The following is a 19,846-nucleotide window of genomic DNA, read 5'->3' on the forward strand; positions in this document are numbered from 1 at the left end:
CGGCGTGCCCTAGGGCACCGACTCCCGCGTGCCGTCGGGGAACCGGATCTCCACGGACCCGCCGGCGGCGGCCCATGCACGGGCCCCGATGACCGGTACGCGCGGATCGATGGCGAGCACGACCAGCGTCACCAGGAGCCGCGTCCCACCGGGGTGGGACGGCAGGGTCAGCCGCGGCGTCGCCGAGTGATGCCCGTACGCGTTGCGGCCCTCGGCCGCTACGACCGTGCCCGTGTCGTCGCTCCAGCCGTGCAGTGCGACCAGCGCGCTGGTCAGGCCGTCCGCGCGTCGGGCCAGTGCCCAGCCGGGGCCGGTCCGGGCGGTCGGTGGGGCGGTGTCGTCGGCCACGGCCCAGCCGCCCTCTCGCACGGGCGTGCCGGGGGGCGCGTCTACGCGGTGCACCCGGACCTCCCAGGGGCCGTGCACCACGCTGACCGTCTCGATGCGGTGGCCTTCGCCGCTGCCCGGGAGGACGGCGCGGTGCCAGGAGGCGGCCCGGGGGCCCTCGGCGCCCAGGGGGTGGATACGGCCGCGCGGGGTCGGTGTGCCGTCGGGGGCGAGCAGGGCGATGTGGTTGTCGGGGCCTGTATGCGGTGCCGGAGGGGTCTCGGGGGCCGTGGCGCTGGAATAGGCGAACCGGGCGTAGTGCGGGCTGTCCTGGGCTTCGGCGGGTGGAGGTGGGAGGCGGTCGCTGCCGTGGTTGACGAGCCGGACGATCCCGTCGGTCGCGGTGGAGTGCAGCAGCCAGCCCGGGGCGGGTAACGCGAGGCGTACGTCGGCCGATTCGACCGGGCCGGGTTCCTCGGCCGCGGTCCACACGGGGTGGTCGGCGGGCAGGAGCAGGCCCAGGAAGGCTTTGCTCGCCCAGTAGGGGGACGCCGGCCCCGAGTACCGCTGGACGGCGGGCGGGAAGGGCCCGTACCAGCCGAGCGTGAGCAGTCCGTGCTCGTCGGGCACGCCCCGCTCGGCGAAGTGCTTCAGCGCGCCGGAGGCGAGGCGTCGGGTGCGGCCGGGCGGCAGCGGAGTGGCGTCGGCGAGAACGCCCGCCCACAGGGGCGCGGTCGTGGCGAATCGGTAGGTGAGCGAGCGGCCTTGGTGGACCGGTGCCCCGTCGGAGCCGAAGAAGTGCTGGTGGTCGTGGAGGAAGGAGCGCAGGCGTGCCCGGTGGGCGGTCACCAGCCCCGGGTCGGCGCGCGGTCCGGCGATACGGGCCCAGAGCACCGGATACAGGTGCAGGGCCCAGGCGTTGTAGTAGTCGAACTTGCGGCCGTCGCCGTCGGTGTACCAGCCGTCGCCCCGGTACCAGTCCTCCAGGCGCGCCAGCCCGGCGTCGATCTCGCGGCGGCTGTGCGGGGCGCCGACGGAGGCGAGGAACTCCTCGGTGATGACCTGGAACAGCCGCCAGTTGGAGTCGTTGACGACCGCTCCGACGAAGCCGCCCAGCCAGTCGGCGATCCGCTGCCGTACGCGGTCGTCGAGCCGGTCCCAGATCCACGGGCGCGTCTCGTGCAGCGCGATCGCGAGGGAGGCGGCCTCGACCATGGGCTGGCCCCGGTCGGTGATGGGCGGCCAGCGGTCGGGGCCGCGCGGGTCGGTGCCGGCGGCGAGCCCGGCCGCGTACCGGTCGATGAGTCCCGGCTGTTGTCCGCCCGAGCCGGCGATGCGGAAGGCGGCCAGCAGGAAGGAGCGGGCGAAGCCCTCGAGGCCGTCCGACCAGGGACCGGAGTGGCTGGGCGGCCCGGGGAGCCGGTACTGGGCCAGGCCCGGGGAGGCGTAGGGCAGCAGGGCGTCCAGGAGGCGGTCGGCGATCGCCTCCCAGTGGGCGCGGGTCCAGCCGGTGAGGGGCGAGGGCAGCGGGTCGGGGGGCGGCAGCTGGGGAAGGTGGGGGAAGTGCGTCGGGTCGGGGAGCGACACGTGCGGCGCGCTCATGCGGGTGCGGTTCCTCCGTTGGTCACTGGGCACGCCCGGGCGGGGGCGCGCCGACGCTGTCGCGGACGACGATGTGGGTGCCGAGCAGATGGTGGGCCCCGGCGGCGTGCTCGGGGTCGCGCAGCGCGATACGCACGGCGGCGCGCCCGAGTTCCTCGGCGGGGGTGCGGACGGTGGTGAGAGGCGGGTTGAAGTCCTGGGCGAGCGGGATGTCGTTGTAGCCGACGACGGAGATGTCACCGGGGACGCTCAGCCCGCTGTCGGCGATCGCGCGCAGGGCACCGGCGGCGACCATGTCGTCCCCGGCGAAGACGGCGGTGAACTCCCGTGTCCGCTTGAGGAGTTCGGTCATAGCGCGGTGCCCGGCGGCGCGCCCGAGCCCGCAGTCGACGACGTGGGCTGCCTCGGGCGGCAGCCAGTGTTCGGCGAGGGCGGCCCGGTAGCCGGCGACGCGGGCGTCGAGGGCGGTGTTGCCGGGGAGTCCGCCGAGGAAGACGATCCGGCGGTGCCCGGCCGAGAGCAGATGGGCGGTGACGGCGCGGGCCCCGGCCTCGTTGTCGAACTCGACGACGAGCGCGGGGATCTCCGGGTCGGGCGCGGGCCGGCCGCAGAGGACGAGCCGGGCTCCGGAGGAGTTCAGGGCATGGGCGTAGTGGGCGACGCGCTCGCGGTAGGCGTCGTCCTCGACGACCCCGCCGACCAGGATCACCAGCCGGGCGCCCTCCTCCCGCATGAGCTGCACGAACTCCATCTCGCGCTGGGCGTCCCCGCCGGTGGCCCCGACGACGCAGAGCCAGCCCCGGTCGGCGGCCTCCGCCTCCACGCCCTCGGCGACCTGGGCGTAGAAGGGGCTGGTGACCTGGCGGACCACGACGGCGGCCATCTTGCGGCCGCCGCCCACCAGGGCGCGGGCGTGCGCGTTGGCCACGTAGTCGAGGTCGCGGGCCGCGCGCAGGACCCTGGCCCGGGTCGTGGCGGGCACCGGGTGGTTGCCGCTGAGGGCGCGGGAGGCGGTGGCCGTCGACACGCCCGCGCGCTCGGCGACCTCGCGGATCGTGACCCGCCCCTTGGACCCCATGTCGTTCCCCATCCCCCGCGTCTCCTCTTCCGCCCACCGCTGTTCAGGTGTTGGCCGCGTAGTCCTTCGCGTACTCCTCGGCCATTCTGTCGCCGCCCCGGCTCCGCCACTTCTTCACCGTCGCGTCCCACTCCGACAGCGGCAGCCGCCCGGCGACGATCCCGGTGACGGTGTCGTCGAGGAGGGTCTGGAGGGTGGCGCCCTGGGCATTGTGCGTCGAGGACTGAAGCCCGAACGAGGCGTTGCGGACGGCGTGCGGTACGACCTTCCGCTGCCAGGTGTGCAGTGCGCGTACGGCGTCGGGCATGCCGGGCACGAACAGCACCTGGGGGCCTTCGGCGAGGTACTTCAGCGGCAGGTTGGTGTTGTTCTCCACCTCGCCGAGCTTGGTGTACTCGGGCGAGCCGTCCTTGGCGCGGGTGAAGTGGACGCCCTCGACGCCGTAGTGGACGAGTTCCCACTCCTCGCTGCCGAAGGGCGCGGCGAGGTAGTCGAGGATGCGCAGGAGGAGTTCGATGCGTTCCTTCTTGGCCTGCTTGAGGACCGTGTAGCCGAAGGAGCGGCGGGCGGCGACGATTCCGCCGGGCTCGCCGCCGACGCTGTACGGGAGGGCGGCCGCCGGGCTCATCTTGCCTCTGGACTCACGGTACTTGGGCAGATAGGCGCCGAACCCGTCCTGCATGGAACCGACGGTGCCGTTGTAGTAGAGGGTCGTCAGGTCGATCTGCGAGATGGACGTGGCGTCGGGGTGGTAGGAGCCGTTCTTGCGCAGCTGCGCCCGGAAGGCGATGGACGCCTTGTAGCGTTCGTCGGCTGCTGCGGGGAGGAAGGTCCCGTTCTCGGTGACGGCCCAGCTCTGGGGCGCGTTGTGGGCGGCGGAGTGGTAGCCGTTGCCGAACCCCGACTGGGCGGCGGCGCCCAGCATGTACGTCTTGCCGCGCGTGCCCCGCCGCGCCACGGCGGTGAAGTCCTCGGCCGTCCAGCCCTCCTTCATGCCCGCGTCGGCGAACATGTCCTGGTTGATCCACAGGGTCGAGCCAGGGAGCGGGCGCTCCAGGGGTATGCCGTGGATCCGTCCGCCGATGCGGCCCATGTCGCGCCAGGCGTGGGTGGGGATGTTGGCGAGGTTCGGGTAGTCGGCGATCGCGTCGCCGGACAGGTACGAGGTGAGGTCCTGGGCGCGGCGCTGCACGAACTGTGCCTCGCGGGGCAGGGTGAAGCCGGAGAACATGTTGATGATGTCGGGCAGGGCGTCGGCGTCGCCGGCCATGACCGTCGCCATCTTCTTCTGGTAGTCGGCCTGGGAGATGATCGTGTACTCGATCTTCACGCCGAGGGCCTTCTCCACGGCGGTCCAGAACCGGTTGGCCGAGGCGGGCTTGGGCGGTGTGCCGAACGAGACGGTCATGACACGGACGGTGGAGCCGTCGCCCGGGGTGCGGGAGACCGACTTGACCAGGTCGGAGGGGTAGGACGTGTATCCGGCCTGGACGCCTTCCTCGGTGGGGGCGAGGTCAGGCTTCGGGCCGGTGGCGGGACGGTGGGCGGGCCAGGGGGCGAGCTTCTTCCCGGCGTTGGAGACGTCGCCGTCGCCGGACCCCGAGGAGCAGGCGGTCAGCAGGCCGGGGACGGAGACGGCGGCGCCGCCCGCGGCCATGGAGCGCAGGAGCGTGCGTCGGGACATGCGGGGCATGGGTGAATCACCTCGTGTCGGCTTGTGTCAGCTCTTGATGGCGCCGGTGAGCACGCCCTTGGTGAAGTACTTCTGCAGGAACGGGTAGACCAGCAGGATCGGCACGGTGGCGATCACGAGCACCGCCATCTGTACGGTCTGCGGAGCGGTGACGGTCGCCTCGCCGGTCGTCGCGTCGGTGAGCCCGGCCCCGGCCACCACATAGGTGCGCAGCACCTGCTGGAGCGGCCAGTGGTCGCTCTCCAGATACAGCGAGGCGTAGAACCAGGAGTTCCAGTAGGCGACGGCGTAGAACAGGCCGACGACGGCGAGCGCGGCCTTGGACAGCGGCAGCACCACCGACACCAGCACCCGCCAGTCCCCCGCCCCGTCCAGCCGGGCCGCCTCGTACAGCTCCTCGGGGATCGACTGGAAGAAGCCGCGCAGCACGACCAGGTTGAACACGTTGACCAGGACGGGCAGCACGAGCGAGGCGTACGAGTCGAGCAGGCCCAGTTCCTTGACGAGCAGGAAGCTCGGGATCATGCCGGGCGGGAAGAGGAACGTGAACAGCACCAGCAGCAGCACGGGTTTGCCGCCGAAGACCCCCGGGCGGGACAGCGCATAGGCAAGTGTCACGGTGCAGGCAAGGCTGAGCAGCGTGCCCACGATCGTCACCCCGGCACTCACACCGAGGGCGTGGGTGACGATGCCGCCGTCGAAGATGTCGCGGTAGGCGTCGAGCGTGGGCTCACTGGGCCACAGCACCCAGCCGCCGTTGTCGACGACCTCCCGCGTGGAGGCCAGGGACGTCGACACGATCACCAGGAACGGCACGCACACCAGCAGCACGACCGTGGCCAGGGCGAGTGCCTTCGCGGTCTGGGTGAGCGGCCGGGGCTTCTCCATCCAGCCGGGCCGTGCGGACGCGCTCACCTGTAGACCCCCTGTTCGCCGAGCCGGTGGGCGACCTTGTTGGCCGCGTAGACGAGGAGGGCGCCGACGAGCCCCTTGAACAGGCCCGCGGCCGCTGCGAAGCCGTAGTCGCCGCCGACGATGCCCTGGTAGTAGACGAAGGTGTCGATGACCTCGGCGGTCTCCGGGCCGACCGCGTCGCGTTGCAGCAGCATCTGCTCGAAGCCGACGGAGAGGATGTCGCCGAGTCGCATGATGAGCAGCAGCACGACGACCGGGCGGATGGCGGGCAGGGTGACGTGCCAGAAGCGCCGCCAGGGTCCGGCGCCGTCGATGGCGGCCGCCTCGTACTGCTGCTCGTCGACCTGGGCGAGCGCGGCGAGGAAGATGATCGTGCCCCAGCCGGCGTCCTTCCAGATGACCTGGGCGACGACGAGCGGCTGGAAGGCGTCCGGGTTGCCGATGATGTCGACGGTGTGCAGACCGGCCCCGCTCAGGCCGCTGTTGAGCAGGCCGGTGTCCCCGAGCACCTGCTGGAAGAGCGCGACGACGATCACCCACGAGATGAAGTGCGGCAGATACGCCACCGACTGCACGAACCGGCGCACCGAGCTCCAGGTGAGGGTGTGCAGCAGCAGGGCGAGACCGAGCGGCACCGGGAAGTAGAAGACCAGCTGGAGGACGGCGATCCAGAGGGTGTTGAGGACCGAGTCCCAGAACGCCGCGTCCTCGAACATGCGCTGGAAGTTGCCCAGACCCACCCAGGGGCTGCCCAGGAGTCCGTCGAACGGCACGTACTCCTTGAACGCGATGACATTGCCGGCGAGTGCGCCGTAGTGGAACAGCAGGAAGTAGGCGACACCGGGCAGCATGAGCAGGAACAGCGCCCTGCTCTGAAAACCTTTACGCTTGCGCCGCGCCCCATCGGAACCACGGCGGGAGGGACTCACCCCCTTCACACCTGCTCGTTCCCGTAAGGCAGTTGCCACGTTTCCCCCTCACCTCGGCATGTCCAGCGAGGGGAAGCTAAAACGTTTTCACTTTGGGGTCAACACTTCTCACACGGCCGGGACTTACCGACGGACGGGTGCGGGGTCAGGCCGACAGCCACCCCTTGCCCAGCCAGTTGGAGGAGTCGAAGTCGCCGACCTTGTCGATCCCCCGGTTGTATGTGTAACCGCTCCGCATGATGCGGGAGTTACCGGTCCGTGTGGTGCGGGGGTTGGCGAGCCGGATGTGCGCGTCGAGCGGGACGGCCGTGCCGTGCGGGTCCTGGCGTGATTCGGGCTGTCGGTTCCGCGGCGCCGTCCAGCGGGGGCGCCGGTGTCCTCGCACCGCCCGAACAGCAGCTCCAGCTCGCTCAAGGACGCCCGGTCCGAGAACTCGACGAGCATCGGGATGATCCGCACCACCTGGTAGCTGCCGCCGGTGGCCCAGCCGGGCCCTGCCCGTCCCCTATCCACACCAGGTGGTCCATCTCGCGGGCCGACGCGACGTCCGGGTTGGCTATGCCGTCCTTGAAGCCCAGCAGGTTGCGCTGGGTGCCGCTGGGCCGGGGCCCGTTCTGGAAGCCGTCGACGCGCCACCGGATCTGCATCGCGCCACGGCTGTGCTTGGCGATGTCGCGCAGCGCGTGCAGCACTCTGTCCTTGTGAGCGGCGCAGATCTGGAGGGAGAGGTCGCCGTGGCACTCGGCGGGGTCGAGATCGTCGTTGGGGAAGATCCGCATGGGCGCGAGCCGGCGCGGCCGGACCCCGGCGAGTTCGTAGCGGTCGTCGAAGAGGGACGCGCCGACGACGATGACGGTGAGCGCGTCGGCCGGCAGGCCCGGGCCGAGATCCCGTTGTCGGAGGGCGGGGCACCGACGCCCAGGTCGGCGGGTATGCCGCCAGTAGTGGGGATACGGGCCCTTTCGGTGAGGATCCACAGCAGCTCGGTCAGTTCCGCGCGGCCGTCGGTGATGACGTCGAAGGAGATACGGACGACATGGGGGCGTACCTTCGGGGTGTGCTGCTAGTGGGCGTCAGCGCTCACGCGGACTTCCTGGTCTCGAGCACGTCCGGCGCCGGCGAGAGGTCTTCGAGGAGCCGGTTCCGGTGATCCCGTCGATCCGAGCCTTCGCGGACCGGTCGAGCCGTTCGACGGGGGGACAGTCGTCTCCGTGCCGCTGGGCCTCGAGCAGCTTCCGCAGCCGGGCGATGTCTGCGTCCTGCGGAGACGATCCAGATGTTGTGGTTCAGGACGTTGGTGACGGCGCATGGTGGTGGGCAAGGTTGGTGGCGAGGTCACGGAGGTGAGCCCTGGCTTCGGTGGGGCCGTGCACAACGATGGCGCTCCCAAAAGGCAGCAGTGCTCGCACGTCCTCCAGATGCAGGAAGCGGATCGTCACCTTGTAGCCGGTGGCGGATTCCTCATGGTCGTCCCGGACTAGTCGTTGGCCAAAGATCCGTTGCGCTCGCTCGATCTGGGTCCGGTCGATGGTGGCGCTGACCTCTATCGCGTGGTTGTGTTCCCACTGAGCGATGAGCGCTGCAGCGACGGTGGCCAGGGTCTGGTTCTCGCGGATCCGTCGTGGCTGGTCGACTTCTTTCCACGTCATGATCCGTTCGAGTCGGTACATCCGTGGCACTTGGGCGCAGTCGGCGACGAGGTACCAGGTGCCGGCCTTGGCGAACAGCCCGTAGGGATCTATGAGGAGGTCGCGTGGGCATGACTCGCGTGGGCTGTCGTACTCGATCCGTAGTCGACGACCCCGCCGCATTGCGCCGATCAGCGAAGCCGGAGTCGCGCCGGAAGCTCGTGCCTGATGCCAGGGGCGGCTGTCGACGTGTACTACGTCGGTGAGCGGCAGGAGCTCATGAACTCGACGTGACTGTGTAGCGGCGATCTTGGAGAGCGCGCGCCGGCATTCGGCCGATGCGTTGAGCTCCGCACGTTGCTTCTCATCCAGCCCGGTGAGCGAGAGATGATCACGCTCGCCCCGTGTGAGTCGCGTGAGGTCGAGCCCGGAACCGGGCAGCATGGTCACGCCTCCGAGGCGGCCCCGGTGTGCGGTCACCGGCAGACCGGCGTCGCGGAGCCAGTTCAGGTCCCGGGTGATGGTTCGGAGGGACACCCCGAGCGCTGAGGCAAGTTCCTGTGTGGTCGCGCCATTCCTCGACGTGAGGAGCAGCATCAGGGAGAAGAAGCGGTCAGGGGTCACACACCAATTTTTTCAGGAATTACGACATGATGCGGCGCATATTCCGATGAGGCTGGTGGATGCGTACCTACGACCTGTGAGAAGGAACAACCATGACCACATCCGTCGTGTCCATCGTCTATGTGAACGACGCTCCCGCCGCTGCGCGTTTCTACGGCGCCCTCCTCGGCATGAGCCCCTCGTTCGAGACTCCGGGATACATCACCTTCGACCTCGGGCCAGGTGCCGACCTCGGTCTGTGGTCCGGCCAGTTCGAGGATCTGTCACCGGACGTCCCGCGTACCAGTGAAGTGTGCCTGGCCATCGACAGCGGACCCGACGAGCTCAACGCGACCTTTGAGCAGTGGAAGTCCAAGGGGGTCACGATCCTGCGCGAGCCTCATGATGCGGGGTTCGGGCTGACCTTCCTCGCAGCCGATCCTGACGGGAACCGTATCCGCGTGGCACCGCGGGGCTGAAAAGCCACAATGCGGCAGGCGCGCACGACAGTTGTCGCGCCTGCCGTCGTTTGACTTCGAGAGGACGACGTGTGCCCCACGCGAATGCGCCCCTGAGCGTCGAGGGCCGTAGGCGGCTCGTGAAGCGGTGCCGGACACGTCCCATCGCCCACGTCGCCCCTGAGATGGGCACCTCCCGCGCATGCGCCAGCAAGTGGGTAAATCGCTGGCGGCTACACGGTGATGCGGGATTGCAAGACCGGCCGTTAGTACACCAGCGAGGACGCCCGGCCAGCCGCGATCGCGGTGTGGAACGTCCACTACAACTACCACCGGCCGCATAGTGCTGCCGCCGGAAAGCCACCAGCAGCACGACTCCGCGAGAGCGTCACCAACGTCGAGCCCTCATACATCTAGACCTTCAGCCGTGCGGCAATCAGCGTCGTCGCGGCCATGGCATACAGCAGCACCGCTTCACGTGCGATGCCTCGCTCGACGAAAGAGCGCTCAAGGCGCTCCTGCAAGGTGAAGAACGTCAATGCCCTCTGCGGGTCGCAGAGCCTCTGTGAGTTGCTCTCACTCACACCCCAATGACGCAGCGCCTCCGCAGGCTGTCCCGCAAGAGCGATGCGCGCGCCCTCTCCCAGCCAATTGCCGAAATCGTTCCTCGGATCCGCCAGCAACTCCACGAGCGCACCCTCCGGCCAGCACTGGATTTCGTCTAACTGGCCGATCAGTTCCAGGTATTCCTGGGGCAGGAAACTGCGAGCCGGCGTCGCTTTCAACGCCTCCCAGGAAAACGTATGAGCGTTCTCTGATACCTGCGCAGCAGCCTCTGTAGCCTCTCTCGGTATGCGAAAGAGCCGCTCCATGAACTTCCTCTTACTGCTGTCCAGTTCACTCAGCAGCCAAGCTGCTCTGATGGAAGCCGGCGGATGCGTACAGCCACGACGGACGAACAACGCTTGCTCACTCAGATGCAAGGCGAGCATGGCGATCAGTGCACCAATCGTGCTCAGATCCACGGCCCTCTGGGCTCTGAATGAACCATCGTGCGGCATCTCGCCGGCCCGCCTGACGGCCTGGAAGGCAAACAGGTCCGCGTCCCGTTCCCTTCGCTCACTCTCGGAGCAGACCGGGACATGCTCGCCCGGTCCGAAAGAACTCAGGCCGGACGTATGACCCAAGACGTGATGGGCGATTTCATGGCCGATGACGAATCGGTAGGCGTGGTTGGTGAGCTGCCAAGCAGCCTCCTGCCCACGCGGCCCCAGCCGCATGCCTATGTACGTCGAGGTACCGAGGAGCCGCTGATGGGTCGTGTTGTAACGCAGCAGGCCTGTAAGCACCTTCGCATCCTGGTACATACGGCTCTTCCTGCTCGCCCGGAGGAGATGCCAGTCAGTCCATCTATGGACAGACAGCGCGACATACTCGCTGTAGGAGCAGCAGAGGCCGACGATTCCGTCGGCGATGATCACCAGACCCGACCCATCAGTAAACGGCGTCATCTGCGCCGACACCGCTTCGCTCAGGGTGGTGACGATGCGGAACGAGTCGAGCCTTTCACGACTTGCCCCGAGGTCGGCCATGGCTGCCTTCAGCTCGTCCGCCACCGCATCTACATAGCCGACCGACACATCACTGCCCGGCTTGAAATATGGGCTACGCCGCCAGTCGGCGTAGAGGGCGTCAAATTGCTCAAATAGCTCGCGGGCCCCGAACCGCCCCATCAGACGCCGCCTCTCCATCAACGCGGACTCACGATCCGCCTGGAGAAGCTCGCATTTCAGGTCTGCCATGCTTTTCACGATTCCACCGCAACATCCCGGCAGAAGGCGCCCAGTCCGATCCGTGCCACCAGCACAGCGATCACAGCGGCTGTCGTGGGATCGCCGGTGAACTGCTTGACCAGCTCCAGGATTGCGTAGGCATCGAGCAATCGGTCCGAGCCGGAAGACCCGCTCAGCGCCCGGACTTGTTCATGAGGACAGATTCTCCGCTGCAGTTCACGGTGCTTGTTCGTGAACCACTGTTTCCCGAACCGGCGTTTCTCTTCTTCGTCTTCGGGCGAAAGCCCCAGTCCGTCACCCAGGAGCTCCGAGCCGAGCAAGGCGTACAGTTCGTCATCACTCTTGTCCCAGTAGTCCTCGATGGTCACTTGTTCCCATTCCCCCGACCTCAAGTCGTCATCCGATTCAGGAGCATAGAGCTCTTCGCTCGCCAGGAACATGGAAACAGAGAAATGAGCACGGACGCTCTCCCGGACGACGCAAGCGCCCCGATCCGCAAAACGCAGGCCGTCTGCCACGCTCGATGCCGACCCGGCGAAATCGATCACCCAGGCGATATAGTGTCACTCAAGAGAGTGAACCTCCTTGCCGAGGTCGAGCCATCGCGGCCGTCGACTGCCACCCCGAGCGGCCGAACCGTCGATCTCCTCAACCACCCCACACCTCTTGACGCGTCAATGACAACGGTGGCTTGATGTCATGGGAGCGCTCCCACCTCACTCAGGGAAGGGACCACCATGCGCAAAGCCCCCCACTCGTCCCCGCACTTACGGATCGTCACGGTTCTCGGCCTCATGGCCACCCTGCTCCTCCCCTTCGGCTTGACCGTCGCACCTCGCGCGACGGCAGCCCCGGCAGCGGACCCCGTCCGCGTGATGCCGCTCGGCGACTCGATCACCGGCTCGCCGGGCTGCTGGCGGGCGGTGCTGTGGAACCGGCTCGTCAACAGCGGATACACGGACCTCGACTTCGTCGGCACCCTCCCCACACAGGGCTGCGGACAGGCCCACGACGGCGACAACGAGGGGCACGGCGGTGAGTTGGTGACGAACGTCGCCGACCAGAACCTGCTGCCGGGGAGACTCGCCGCCACCCGCCCGGACATCGTTGTCATGCACTTCGGCACGAACGACGTGTGGAGCGGCGTCTCCCCCGACCGCATCCTCGCCGCCTACACCAAGCTCGTGACGCAGATGCGGGCCTCCGATCCGGACATGCGGATCCTCGTCGCGCAGCTCATCCCGATGAACCCGAGCAGTTGCGCGGCCTGTGCGCAGCGCGTGGTCGAATTCAACGCGCGGATTCCCGCCTGGGCCCGGGCGACGAGCACCGACCGCTCCCCGGTCACCGTGGTCGACCAGTGGACGGGGTTCAGCACGGCCGGCGACACCTACGACGGCGTCCACCCGAACGCCTCAGGCGACGACAAGATCGCCGCTCGCTGGTTCCCGGCCCTGGCGGCCGTCCTCGACGCGGGCATCCCGCAGGGCCCGGGCGATCCCGGCGACCCGGGCGAGGACCCGGCGGCCTGCACCGCGCGATTCCGTGCCGTCTCCTCCTGGCAGGGCGGCTACCAGGGCGAGGTGACGGTGACGAACACGTCCGCCTCCGCCGCCTCGGGCTGGACCGCGACCGTTGTACCGGCGGGCGGCGCGCGTCTCACCCAGGTCTGGAACGGCACCCACACGACGGCCGCCGACGGCACGGCCACCGTGACGAACGCGGCATGGAACGGCGCGCTGGCCCCCGGCGCGAGCGCCACGTTCGGCTTCGTCGCCTCCGCCCCGGCAACGGCCGGCGCCCCGGCGGCAACCGTCACGTGCACGGCGAAGACCCCGGCCGGCTGAACCCGGCGCGGGCCCGACTTTCCGTCAACTTCCCTCCCTGGAGCCGCCATGAGATCCCGCACAGCCTCCGTCCCCCGAGTGGCCGGCGTGGCCGCCGCACTCCTGGGACTCCTGCTCTCCTTCCTCTCCTTCAGCACCCCGGCACAGGCCGCCCCCACCGGTTTCCGCATCGAGAACGGCCGTCTCCTGGAAGCCTCCGGGAACGACTTCGTGATGCGCGGCGTCAACCACGCCCACACCTGGTACCCCGGCGAGACGCAGTCGCTGGCCGACGTCAAGGCGCTGGGCGCCAACACCGTCCGCGTCGTCCTCTCCGACGGCCACCGCTGGACCAAGAACAGCGCGCAGGACGTCGCGGGCGTGATCACCCAGTGCAAGGCCAACCGCCTCATCTGCGTACTGGAGGTGCACGACACCACCGGCTACGGCGAGGAGGCCGCGGCCGGGACCCTCGACCACGCGGCCGACTACTGGATCGGCCTCAAGGACGTGCTCACCGGCCAGGAGAACCACGTCATCATCAACATCGGCAACGAACCCTGGGGCAACACCGACCCCGCCGGCTGGACCGAGCCCACGATCGCGGCCGTCAAGAAGCTCCGGGGCGCCGGATTCGCGCACACGATCATGGTGGACGCGCCCAACTGGGGCCAGGACTGGCAAGGCGTCATGCGCGCCAACGCCCAGTCCGTCTACAACGCCGACCCCACCGGCAACCTGATCTTCTCGATCCACATGTACAGCGTCTACGACACGGCCCAGGAGATCACCGACTATCTGAACGCCTTCGTCAACGCCGAACTGCCCATCCTCATCGGCGAGTTCGGGGGCCCGGCCGACCAGTACGGCGACCCGGACGAGGACACCATGATGGCCGTCGCCCAGCAACTGAAGCTCGGCTACCTGGCGTGGTCCTGGAGCGGCAACACCGACCCGATCCTCGACCTGGCGATCGACTTCGACCGCACCCGGCTCAGTTCCTGGGGCCAGCGCGTCTTCAACGGCGCCAACGGCATCGCCGCGACCTCGAAGGAAGCCACCGTCTACTCCTCGGGCGGCGGTGACACCACTCCCCCGACCGCCCCCGGCACACCGACCGCCTCGGAGGTGACCTCGTCATCCGTGAAGCTGGCCTGGACCGCCGCCACCGACGCCACCGGAGTCACGGGCTATGACGTCGTCCGGGTCAGCGGCGCGACCGAGACCACCGCCACCACCACGACGGGCACCTCCGCCACCGTCACCGGTCTCGCCCCGTCCACCTCCCACACCTTCGCCGTCTACGCCCGTGACGCCGCGGGCAACCGTTCGCCCCGCTCGGCGACGGTGACGGTCACGACCTCCCCCGGCGGCACCCCGTCGGCCTGCGGCGTCGGCTACCGGGTGACGAGCAGCTGGCCCGGCGGCTTCCAGGGCGAGATCGTCCTGCGCAATACGGGCACGTCGGCGATCAACGGCTGGACGCTGCGCTGGGCCTTCCCCGACAGCCAGCGCATCAGCAACCTCTGGGGCGGCACGGCGACGCAGAGCGGCTCCGAGGTCAGCGTCGCGGCGGCCTCGTACACGGCGACGATCCCCGCGGCGGGCTCGGTCACCCTCGGCTTCACGGCGACCCGGTCGACCGCGAACCCCAGTCCCACGGCGTTCACGCTGAACGGCTCCGCCTGCTCGGTGAGCTGACGCACCCCGTGCGACGGTGCCGGCGCGCTTCGTGACCTACGGCGGGCCGGCACCGTTGCCGTGGGTGTGATGCGTGCAACATCCACACCGGAGAGCGGTTTATGTCGCCGGGCAGCGGTGAGGCGGCGGAGATGTCTCACCGGCACCCCACTGCCGTATCTCCGGCAAGACGCGCCCCCTCCCGCCCCGGTTTCCCCCACCGTGCGCGGGAGGCGCGATGAGCGAGGACACCCTGCGCATGCGCGCCGTCGCGGCGCCCGACGGCGGGCCGGGGCGGAAGGAAGCGCCCGAGGCCGCCGCCCCCGCGCAGCCCTCCGGGCAGCGGGACGCCTTCTTCGACAACGCCAAGTATCTGGCGATCGTGCTGGTTGCCATGGGGCACTCCTGGGAGCCGTTGCGGGACGGCAGCCGGGCCGCGAGCGCGCTGTACATGGTGGTGTACGCCTTCCACATGCCGGCGTTCATCATCATCTCCGGCTACTTCTCGCGCTCCTTCGACGCCGGTCCGGGGCGGATCAGGCGTCTGATCACCGGGCTCGCCGTGCCTTATGTCGTCTTCGAGACGGCGTACACCCTGTTCACCCGGTGGACCGACCAGGAGCCGGACCGGCCGGTCAGCCTGCTTGACCCGCTCTATCTGACCTGGTTCCTGGCGGCGCTGTTCATCTGGCGGCTGACCACGCCGGTGTGGCGGCATGTGCGGTGGCCGCTGCCGGTCGCCCTGGTCATCGCGATGCTGGCGACGCTCTCGCCGTCCGTCGGCAACGACCTCGATCTGCAGCGCACCCTGCAGTTCCTGCCGTACTTCGTCCTCGGCCTGTGCCTGAAGCCGGAGCACTTCCGGCTGGTGCGCCGGCGTAAGGTGCGCGTCCTCGCCGTGCCGGTCTTCGCCGCCGCGCTCGCCGTGGCCTACTGGGCGGTGCCGCGGATGACCGGCGCCTGGTTCTACCACCGCGACAGCGCGGAGGAGCTCGCGGCGCCCTCCTGGTCCGGGCCCGTCATGACGTTGGTGATCTTCGGCTGTTCGCTGGTCCTGGTGGCGTGCTTCCTGGCCTGGGTGCCCGGGCGCCGGGCCTGGTTCACGGTGCTGGGCGCGGGCACGCTGTACGGCTATCTGCTGCACGGCTTCGTCGCCCAAGGGTCCAAGTTCTGGGGCTGGTACGAGCCGGAGTGGGTCCACCGGCCCTTGGGCGAGCTCGTCGTCACCGCCGTCGCGGCCGTCGTCGTGACCGCGCTGTGCACCCCGCCGGTACGGCGGCTGTTCCGCTGGGGGATGGAGCCCGAGATGGCATGGGCGTTCCGCCGGGACGCGCGCGACGAGGCCCGGGAACGCAACGCCGTACGCGATCGGACCGCCGTACGCCGGTGACGGGCGGCGCATGACCCCGGCGCGGGGCGACCGCGCCGGGGTGCGGCTACCGGCTCAGTAGCGCGTGGGGAACAGTTGGAGCTTGGCCTTGTTGCCGGAGACCGACTTCACCCAGATCTTCAGGTTGTTGAACTTGACGGTGCCGCCCGGGCTGGTGCTGCCGCTGAGGCTTCCGCCGGCGGCCGACATCTTCACGGATCGTGAGCTGACACTCGTGATCTTCAGACTCCCGAAGCCGAACTTGCGGCTGTCGACCTTGATGGTCTTGGGCGCCGACACGGTGATTTTGCACCGCCCGTCGTAGCAGGGCCCGTTGGCGGCAGACGCCACCGGCGCCATCAGGCCGAACCCGAGTGTGCCCGCCATGGTCAGCGTCACGGCAGTGGTCGCGGCCCGCCGGTCCATACGGGCGGTGGGTACCAGGGTGGCGTCAGCCAGTCGCCCCATACGATTACGGTTCACGTCATCGTCCTTCGGTCGCTCGAAAACGGTACGGCGAGGAGCACCCGCACCGGCGCCCGGACATCCCGCTGTCCTCGATTCCGAGCCGGCCGACCACTCCCTCGCTGCACCGATTCCAGCGCCCACCGGTTTGTTCAGAAACCTGCTCCCTGCCCCTGAACAACCCGAGGAACCCCCTAGCCGTTCTGCGTGAGCCGGATCAGCAGTGTGCCGGGGGTGCGTGGTACCGAAACCGTCAGTTCGGTGCCGTCCCAGGTGGCTCGGCCCGCGTCCAGGGTGGACGGGTGCAGGACGTCCGTGTGGAGTGGGCGGCCCGCCAGGTGCGGGAGGGGGACGCGGAGTTCGGACGGTCCGCCTCGGCGCCAGATGGAGATGTAGGCCGTGCGGTCTCCGGGGAGTCTGAGGCCCAGGGCGAGCCACTCGTCCGTCCAGCCGGGCAGGCCTAGCGGCCAGAAGGGCAGGGCTTGGGCGAGGTCGCCGCGGATCGACTTGTAGACCGTGACCGCGTCCCGCACGAGGGCCAGTTGGTGTTCGGACATGCGGTTCAGATGGCCCGAGAGGTGGATGCGGCCGAGCAGCGCCCCGCCCAGGGTCCAGGAGATCAGGTCGTCGTCGAATTCGGGCTGCGGGTAGGCCCAGACGGCGCCCTGCTCGGGCGGGACCGCGGTCGGCGCGGCGGCGGCGATGGGCGCGTAGCGCAGCGGGTCCTGCTGGTCGCTGGTGGACTGGAGCTGGGCGACGGCGAGGGTGGCCCCGTCCATGCGCATGCCGCCCGAGGCGCAGTTCTCGACGACCAGGCCGGGGTGGCGGTCCAGGACTGCGGAGAGCCAGTCGAGGTAGGCGTGGGCGTGGCCGAGGAGGCCCGCTCCCGGTGCGAGGTCGCCGAGGGCCTGGGTGCCCGGGTCGACCACGATGTTGTAGTCCAGCTTGAGATAGCCCACACCCCAGTCGCCGACGATCCGGTCGACCGTCTTGTCGAGGTGCGCGCGGGCGGCCGGGTGCCGCAGGTCGAGCTGATGGCGGCCCTGTTCGGTCAGGCGTAGGCCGTCGCGCTGGAAGAACGCCTCGGGCGGCAGCTCGGCCGCGACCGGGCTGCGCACCCCGACGACCTCCGGCTCCAGCCACAGCCCGGCCACCATGCCGCGCTCCCGGATCCGGTCCAGGACCGCCTGGATGCCGCCGTCGGGGAAGCGGCGCGGCGAGGGCTGCCAGGCTCCGACGCTGTCCCACCAGCCTCGGGTGTCGTCGTCGTACCAGCCCGAGTCGATGCAGAAGTACTCCGCTCCGGCGTCGGCGGCGGCGTCGATCAGCGGCAGCAGTTTGGCCGTGGTCGGGTCGCCCATGAGGGTGTTCATGTAGTCGTTGAAGACGACGGGGAGGGCGGTGTGGTCCGGGTGGGGGCGGCGGATCGCCCGGCGGTAGGAGGTCAGGGCGCCCATCGCCGCGTCGAGGTCGGAGCCCAGTGCGAGGGCCCCGGGCACGGTGGTGAATTCCGCGCCCGGTTCGAGGCGGACCCGCCACTGGTGTTCCGCGTCCGTGGGGCCGTTCAGCGCCAGGTATGTGCCGTGTGAGCGTTGGCCGAGGTCCCAGCGCCAGCCGGCCGGGGACTCCACCTGCCACACCCAGGCCCTGCCGCCGTCCCGCTCGGTCAGCGCGCCCATGGCCAGATGGCCGTCGGTGGGCCAGCTGCCGCGCCCGGTCAGGGCGAGGGCGGCCCGGCTGTCGTGCTCGTGCACGTCCATGTTGATGTCGGCGACGGCGCCACGCAGCGGCTCGGCGTACCAGCGGCACTCGGCGAGCCAGTCGTTGCGGGCCCGGTGGACGTCGAGGGCGTCCGGGGAGGGCAGGCCGCCGAGCAGCAGGCTGCTGACGGACTGGACGACGAGGGGTTCCCGGCCCTCGTTGCGCAGCCGGACGCGGGAGCGCAGGACGGGCAGTCCGGTGGGTGACGTCAGTTCGGCGAACGCCGTCAGGCCGGTGTCCGGATCGTGGAGTTCGACGGTCAGCCAGTCCCAGCCGTCGCGTCTGCCCGTGCGGTGGGCTCGGTAGGCGAGCCGTGCGCCGAAGGCCGTGCCCGTGAAACGCGGGCCGGACCAGCCGCTGCCGTGGCCGAGGGCGGTGAGCTCCACGAGCGGGAGCGCCGAATCGGGGGCGGCGGGGGTCTCGTCGTCGGACGCTGCCAGCCCGACCAGTCGCAGAGTCCCGTCGGCGGTGACGGCGAACCGTGCCCGGAGGGCCTCATGTCCCCAAGTGAACTCGTCCTGCCGCTGGTTGGAGGCCATGTGCGCCGCTTCCGCCGTGCCGGTCAAGGTGCTCCCCCTCCTGGCCCCGCCCCGTTCTCCGGGAGTGGCGGTCCGCGTGAATCCCTCGTTACGGTCTCTTGACGACCCAAGTGTGACCGGTCACAATCCTCGCATGAATGTGACCGGTCACACAAGGCGCCCGGCGAGCATCAGGGACGTCGCGACCGCGGCGGGGGTCTCCTACCAGACGGTCTCTCGGGTGATCAACGGCCATCCGAGCGTCCGGCCGTCCACCCGGGAGCGGGTGCTCGCCGCCATCGACGAACTGGGCTTCCGCCGCAACGCGACCGCCCTCGCCCTGGCCAGCGGCCGCAGCCGGGCCGTGACCGTGCTGACCGCGAACACCACCCACTACGGCTACGCCTCGATCCTCCAGGGCATCGAGGAGGCCGCCCGCGCCGCGTCGTACTCGGTCGGGATCGGGGTCCTGGAGTCCGCCGACGACGCGGCCGTCGCCGCGGAGGTGCAGCGCGCGGCGGACGCGGGCGGCGGGCTCATCGTGATCGCCTACGATCCGGCCGGTGTCCGGGCACTGGGAGCCGTGCCCGCGGCGCTGCCGGTCGTCGGTGTGGTCGAGACCCCGGCGAGCCCGCCCGGCGGCGACCGCCCGTGGGTCTGGACCGACGACCGCGAGGCCGCCTACCAGGCGACCCGGCATCTGCTCTCCCTCGGCCACGAGACCGTGCACTACGTCGCCATCCCGTCCAGCACCCGCCGCACCAGCGCCCGCACCAGCGGCTGGCGGCAGGCGCTGAAGGAGGCCGGCGCCCCGGAACCCCGCCCCGTACAGAGCAGTTGGGGACCCGCGGGCGGTCACGCGGCAGGGCTGAAGCTGGCGGACGACCCGTCTGTCACCGCGATCCTGTGCGGCAACGACGATCTCGCGCTCGGCGTGCTCCGCGCCCTGCACGAGACCGGCCGCCCGGTGCCGGGCGAGGTCAGTGTGGCCGGTTTCGACGACGCCCCGCACTCCGCCTTCCTCACACCGTCCCTGACGACCGTACGCCTGGACTTCACCGGCCTCGGGCGGGCCGCGTTCGCCCTGCTGCACGGGGTGCTGGAGGAGTCGGCGCAGGTCGCCCCGCATCCCGTGTCCGTGCCCGAGCTGGTGGTGCGGGAGAGCTCGGGACCACCGCCCGCCGGTCGCTGAACACCGCTC

The 19,846-nt window shown here is 69.8% G+C and carries 15 protein-coding genes and 2 pseudogenes; 6 read left to right on the plus strand and 11 right to left on the minus strand.

The annotated features are described in order from the left end of the window. Nucleotides 1–9: 9 nt before the first annotated feature. The 7 genes and pseudogenes from ACWIF2_RS09745 to ACWIF2_RS09775 all read right to left on the minus strand — a co-directional run bounded on the left by ACWIF2_RS09745 (nucleotide 10) and on the right by ACWIF2_RS09775 (nucleotide 8,796). Entirely contained in the window at nucleotides 10–1,929 is a 1,920-nt protein-coding gene (locus ACWIF2_RS09745; protein WP_454359598.1) for a DUF2264 domain-containing protein, read from the minus strand. 22 nt (nucleotides 1,930–1,951) lie between these two features. Continuing rightward, nucleotides 1,952–3,007 carry a LacI family DNA-binding transcriptional regulator gene (locus ACWIF2_RS09750; RefSeq protein ID WP_454359684.1) on the minus strand — a complete coding sequence of 352 codons (1,056 nt, stop codon included), beginning with the start codon at nucleotides 3,005–3,007 and terminating at the stop codon, nucleotides 1,952–1,954. 43 nt (nucleotides 3,008–3,050) lie between these two features. Next, nucleotides 3,051–4,700 (minus strand): extracellular solute-binding protein, encoded by a 1,650-nt coding sequence (locus ACWIF2_RS09755; RefSeq protein WP_454359599.1) that lies wholly within the window; start codon nucleotides 4,698–4,700, stop codon nucleotides 3,051–3,053. Nucleotides 4,701–4,727: 27 nt separating this feature from the next. Beyond that, on the minus strand, nucleotides 4,728–5,615 hold the full coding sequence (locus ACWIF2_RS09760) for a carbohydrate ABC transporter permease (protein WP_376384946.1): 888 nt from the start codon (nucleotides 5,613–5,615) through the stop codon (nucleotides 4,728–4,730). After that, a complete protein-coding gene (locus tag ACWIF2_RS09765; RefSeq protein ID WP_454359601.1) occupies nucleotides 5,612–6,466 on the minus strand; it encodes an ABC transporter permease in 855 nt (284 codons plus the stop codon). Before ACWIF2_RS09765 ends, ACWIF2_RS09760 begins: the two co-directional genes overlap by 4 nt. Before the next feature lie 262 nt (nucleotides 6,467–6,728). Then, nucleotides 6,729–7,571: pseudogene (locus tag ACWIF2_RS09770) on the minus strand (Dyp-type peroxidase); the annotation flags it as partial. Between the two features lie 259 nt (nucleotides 7,572–7,830). Then, a complete protein-coding gene (locus tag ACWIF2_RS09775) occupies nucleotides 7,831–8,796 on the minus strand; it encodes a helix-turn-helix transcriptional regulator (RefSeq protein WP_454359603.1) in 966 nt (321 codons plus the stop codon). Nucleotides 8,797–8,888: 92 nt separating this feature from the next. Between ACWIF2_RS09775 and ACWIF2_RS09780 the strand changes: the two genes are divergently transcribed. Beyond that, nucleotides 8,889–9,254, plus strand: a complete 366-nt coding sequence (locus ACWIF2_RS09780; RefSeq protein ID WP_454359605.1) for a VOC family protein — start codon at nucleotides 8,889–8,891, stop codon at nucleotides 9,252–9,254. Between the two features lie 71 nt (nucleotides 9,255–9,325). Next, a pseudogene (locus ACWIF2_RS09785) lies at nucleotides 9,326–9,505 on the plus strand (helix-turn-helix domain-containing protein); the annotation flags it as partial. Between the two features lie 141 nt (nucleotides 9,506–9,646). Here the strand turns inward: ACWIF2_RS09785 and ACWIF2_RS09790 are convergent. Beyond that, nucleotides 9,647–11,035, minus strand: coding sequence for a hypothetical protein (locus ACWIF2_RS09790; RefSeq protein WP_454359607.1), 1,389 nt, complete (start codon nucleotides 11,033–11,035; stop codon nucleotides 9,647–9,649). A gap of 5 nt (nucleotides 11,036–11,040) precedes the next feature. Further along, the gene (locus ACWIF2_RS09795) at nucleotides 11,041–11,574 is read right to left on the minus strand and encodes a hypothetical protein (protein WP_454359609.1); all 534 of its coding nucleotides are present in this window, start codon (nucleotides 11,572–11,574) and stop codon (nucleotides 11,041–11,043) included. Nucleotides 11,575–11,763: 189 nt separating this feature from the next. On the opposite strand from ACWIF2_RS09795, the gene ACWIF2_RS09800 reads away from it, so the two are divergent. From ACWIF2_RS09800 to ACWIF2_RS09810, 3 genes are all read left to right on the plus strand, one after another. Beyond that, nucleotides 11,764–12,873, plus strand: coding sequence for a GDSL-type esterase/lipase family protein (locus tag ACWIF2_RS09800; RefSeq protein ID WP_454359611.1), 1,110 nt, complete (start codon nucleotides 11,764–11,766; stop codon nucleotides 12,871–12,873). A gap of 48 nt (nucleotides 12,874–12,921) precedes the next feature. Further along, complete coding sequence (locus ACWIF2_RS09805) at nucleotides 12,922–14,553, plus strand: cellulase family glycosylhydrolase (RefSeq protein ID WP_454359613.1); 1,632 nt, start codon at nucleotides 12,922–12,924, stop codon at nucleotides 14,551–14,553. Between the two features lie 217 nt (nucleotides 14,554–14,770). After that, entirely contained in the window at nucleotides 14,771–15,922 is a 1,152-nt protein-coding gene (locus ACWIF2_RS09810) for an acyltransferase family protein (RefSeq protein WP_454359615.1), read from the plus strand. A 54-nt stretch (nucleotides 15,923–15,976) separates the two neighbouring features. Here the strand turns inward: ACWIF2_RS09810 and ACWIF2_RS09815 are convergent, their stop codons facing one another. Both ACWIF2_RS09815 and ACWIF2_RS09820 read right to left on the minus strand, forming a co-directional pair. Then, nucleotides 15,977–16,369, minus strand: coding sequence for a hypothetical protein (locus ACWIF2_RS09815; RefSeq protein WP_454359617.1), 393 nt, complete (start codon nucleotides 16,367–16,369; stop codon nucleotides 15,977–15,979). Nucleotides 16,370–16,560: 191 nt separating this feature from the next. Beyond that, nucleotides 16,561–18,666: an alpha-galactosidase gene (locus ACWIF2_RS09820; RefSeq protein ID WP_454359685.1), complete on the minus strand. Its 2,106-nt coding sequence runs from the start codon at nucleotides 18,664–18,666 to the stop codon at nucleotides 16,561–16,563. 133 nt (nucleotides 18,667–18,799) lie between these two features. Between ACWIF2_RS09820 and ACWIF2_RS09825 the strand changes: the two genes are divergently transcribed. Continuing rightward, on the plus strand, nucleotides 18,800–19,837 hold the full coding sequence (locus ACWIF2_RS09825) for a LacI family DNA-binding transcriptional regulator (protein WP_454359619.1): 1,038 nt from the start codon (nucleotides 18,800–18,802) through the stop codon (nucleotides 19,835–19,837). The last annotated feature ends 9 nt before the right edge of the window (nucleotides 19,838–19,846 follow it).

Source organism: Streptomyces sp. NPDC055506, from assembly GCF_053643595.1.

Excerpts from the sequence above, each read along its gene's own strand:
- ACWIF2_RS09745 (WP_454359598.1), bottom strand. The coding sequence starts at position 1,929 with ATGAGCGCGCCGCACGTGTCGCTCCCCGACCCGACGCACTTCCCCCAC.
- ACWIF2_RS09820 (WP_454359685.1), bottom strand. The coding sequence starts at position 18,666 with ATGGCCTCCAACCAGCGGCAGGACGAGTTCACTTGGGGACATGAGGCC.
- ACWIF2_RS09755 (WP_454359599.1), bottom strand. The coding sequence starts at position 4,700 with ATGCCCCGCATGTCCCGACGCACGCTCCTGCGCTCCATGGCCGCGGGC.
- ACWIF2_RS09815 (WP_454359617.1), bottom strand. The coding sequence starts at position 16,369 with ATGGGGCGACTGGCTGACGCCACCCTGGTACCCACCGCCCGTATGGAC.
- ACWIF2_RS09800 (WP_454359611.1), top strand. The coding sequence starts at position 11,764 with ATGCGCAAAGCCCCCCACTCGTCCCCGCACTTACGGATCGTCACGGTT.
- ACWIF2_RS09810 (WP_454359615.1), top strand. The coding sequence starts at position 14,771 with ATGAGCGAGGACACCCTGCGCATGCGCGCCGTCGCGGCGCCCGACGGC.
- ACWIF2_RS09805 (WP_454359613.1), top strand. The coding sequence starts at position 12,922 with ATGAGATCCCGCACAGCCTCCGTCCCCCGAGTGGCCGGCGTGGCCGCC.
- ACWIF2_RS09780 (WP_454359605.1), top strand. The coding sequence starts at position 8,889 with ATGACCACATCCGTCGTGTCCATCGTCTATGTGAACGACGCTCCCGCC.
- ACWIF2_RS09825 (WP_454359619.1), top strand. The coding sequence starts at position 18,800 with ATGAATGTGACCGGTCACACAAGGCGCCCGGCGAGCATCAGGGACGTC.
- ACWIF2_RS09790 (WP_454359607.1), bottom strand. The coding sequence starts at position 11,035 with ATGGCAGACCTGAAATGCGAGCTTCTCCAGGCGGATCGTGAGTCCGCG.
- ACWIF2_RS09750 (WP_454359684.1), bottom strand. The coding sequence starts at position 3,007 with ATGGGGTCCAAGGGGCGGGTCACGATCCGCGAGGTCGCCGAGCGCGCG.
- ACWIF2_RS09765 (WP_454359601.1), bottom strand. The coding sequence starts at position 6,466 with ATGCTGCCCGGTGTCGCCTACTTCCTGCTGTTCCACTACGGCGCACTC.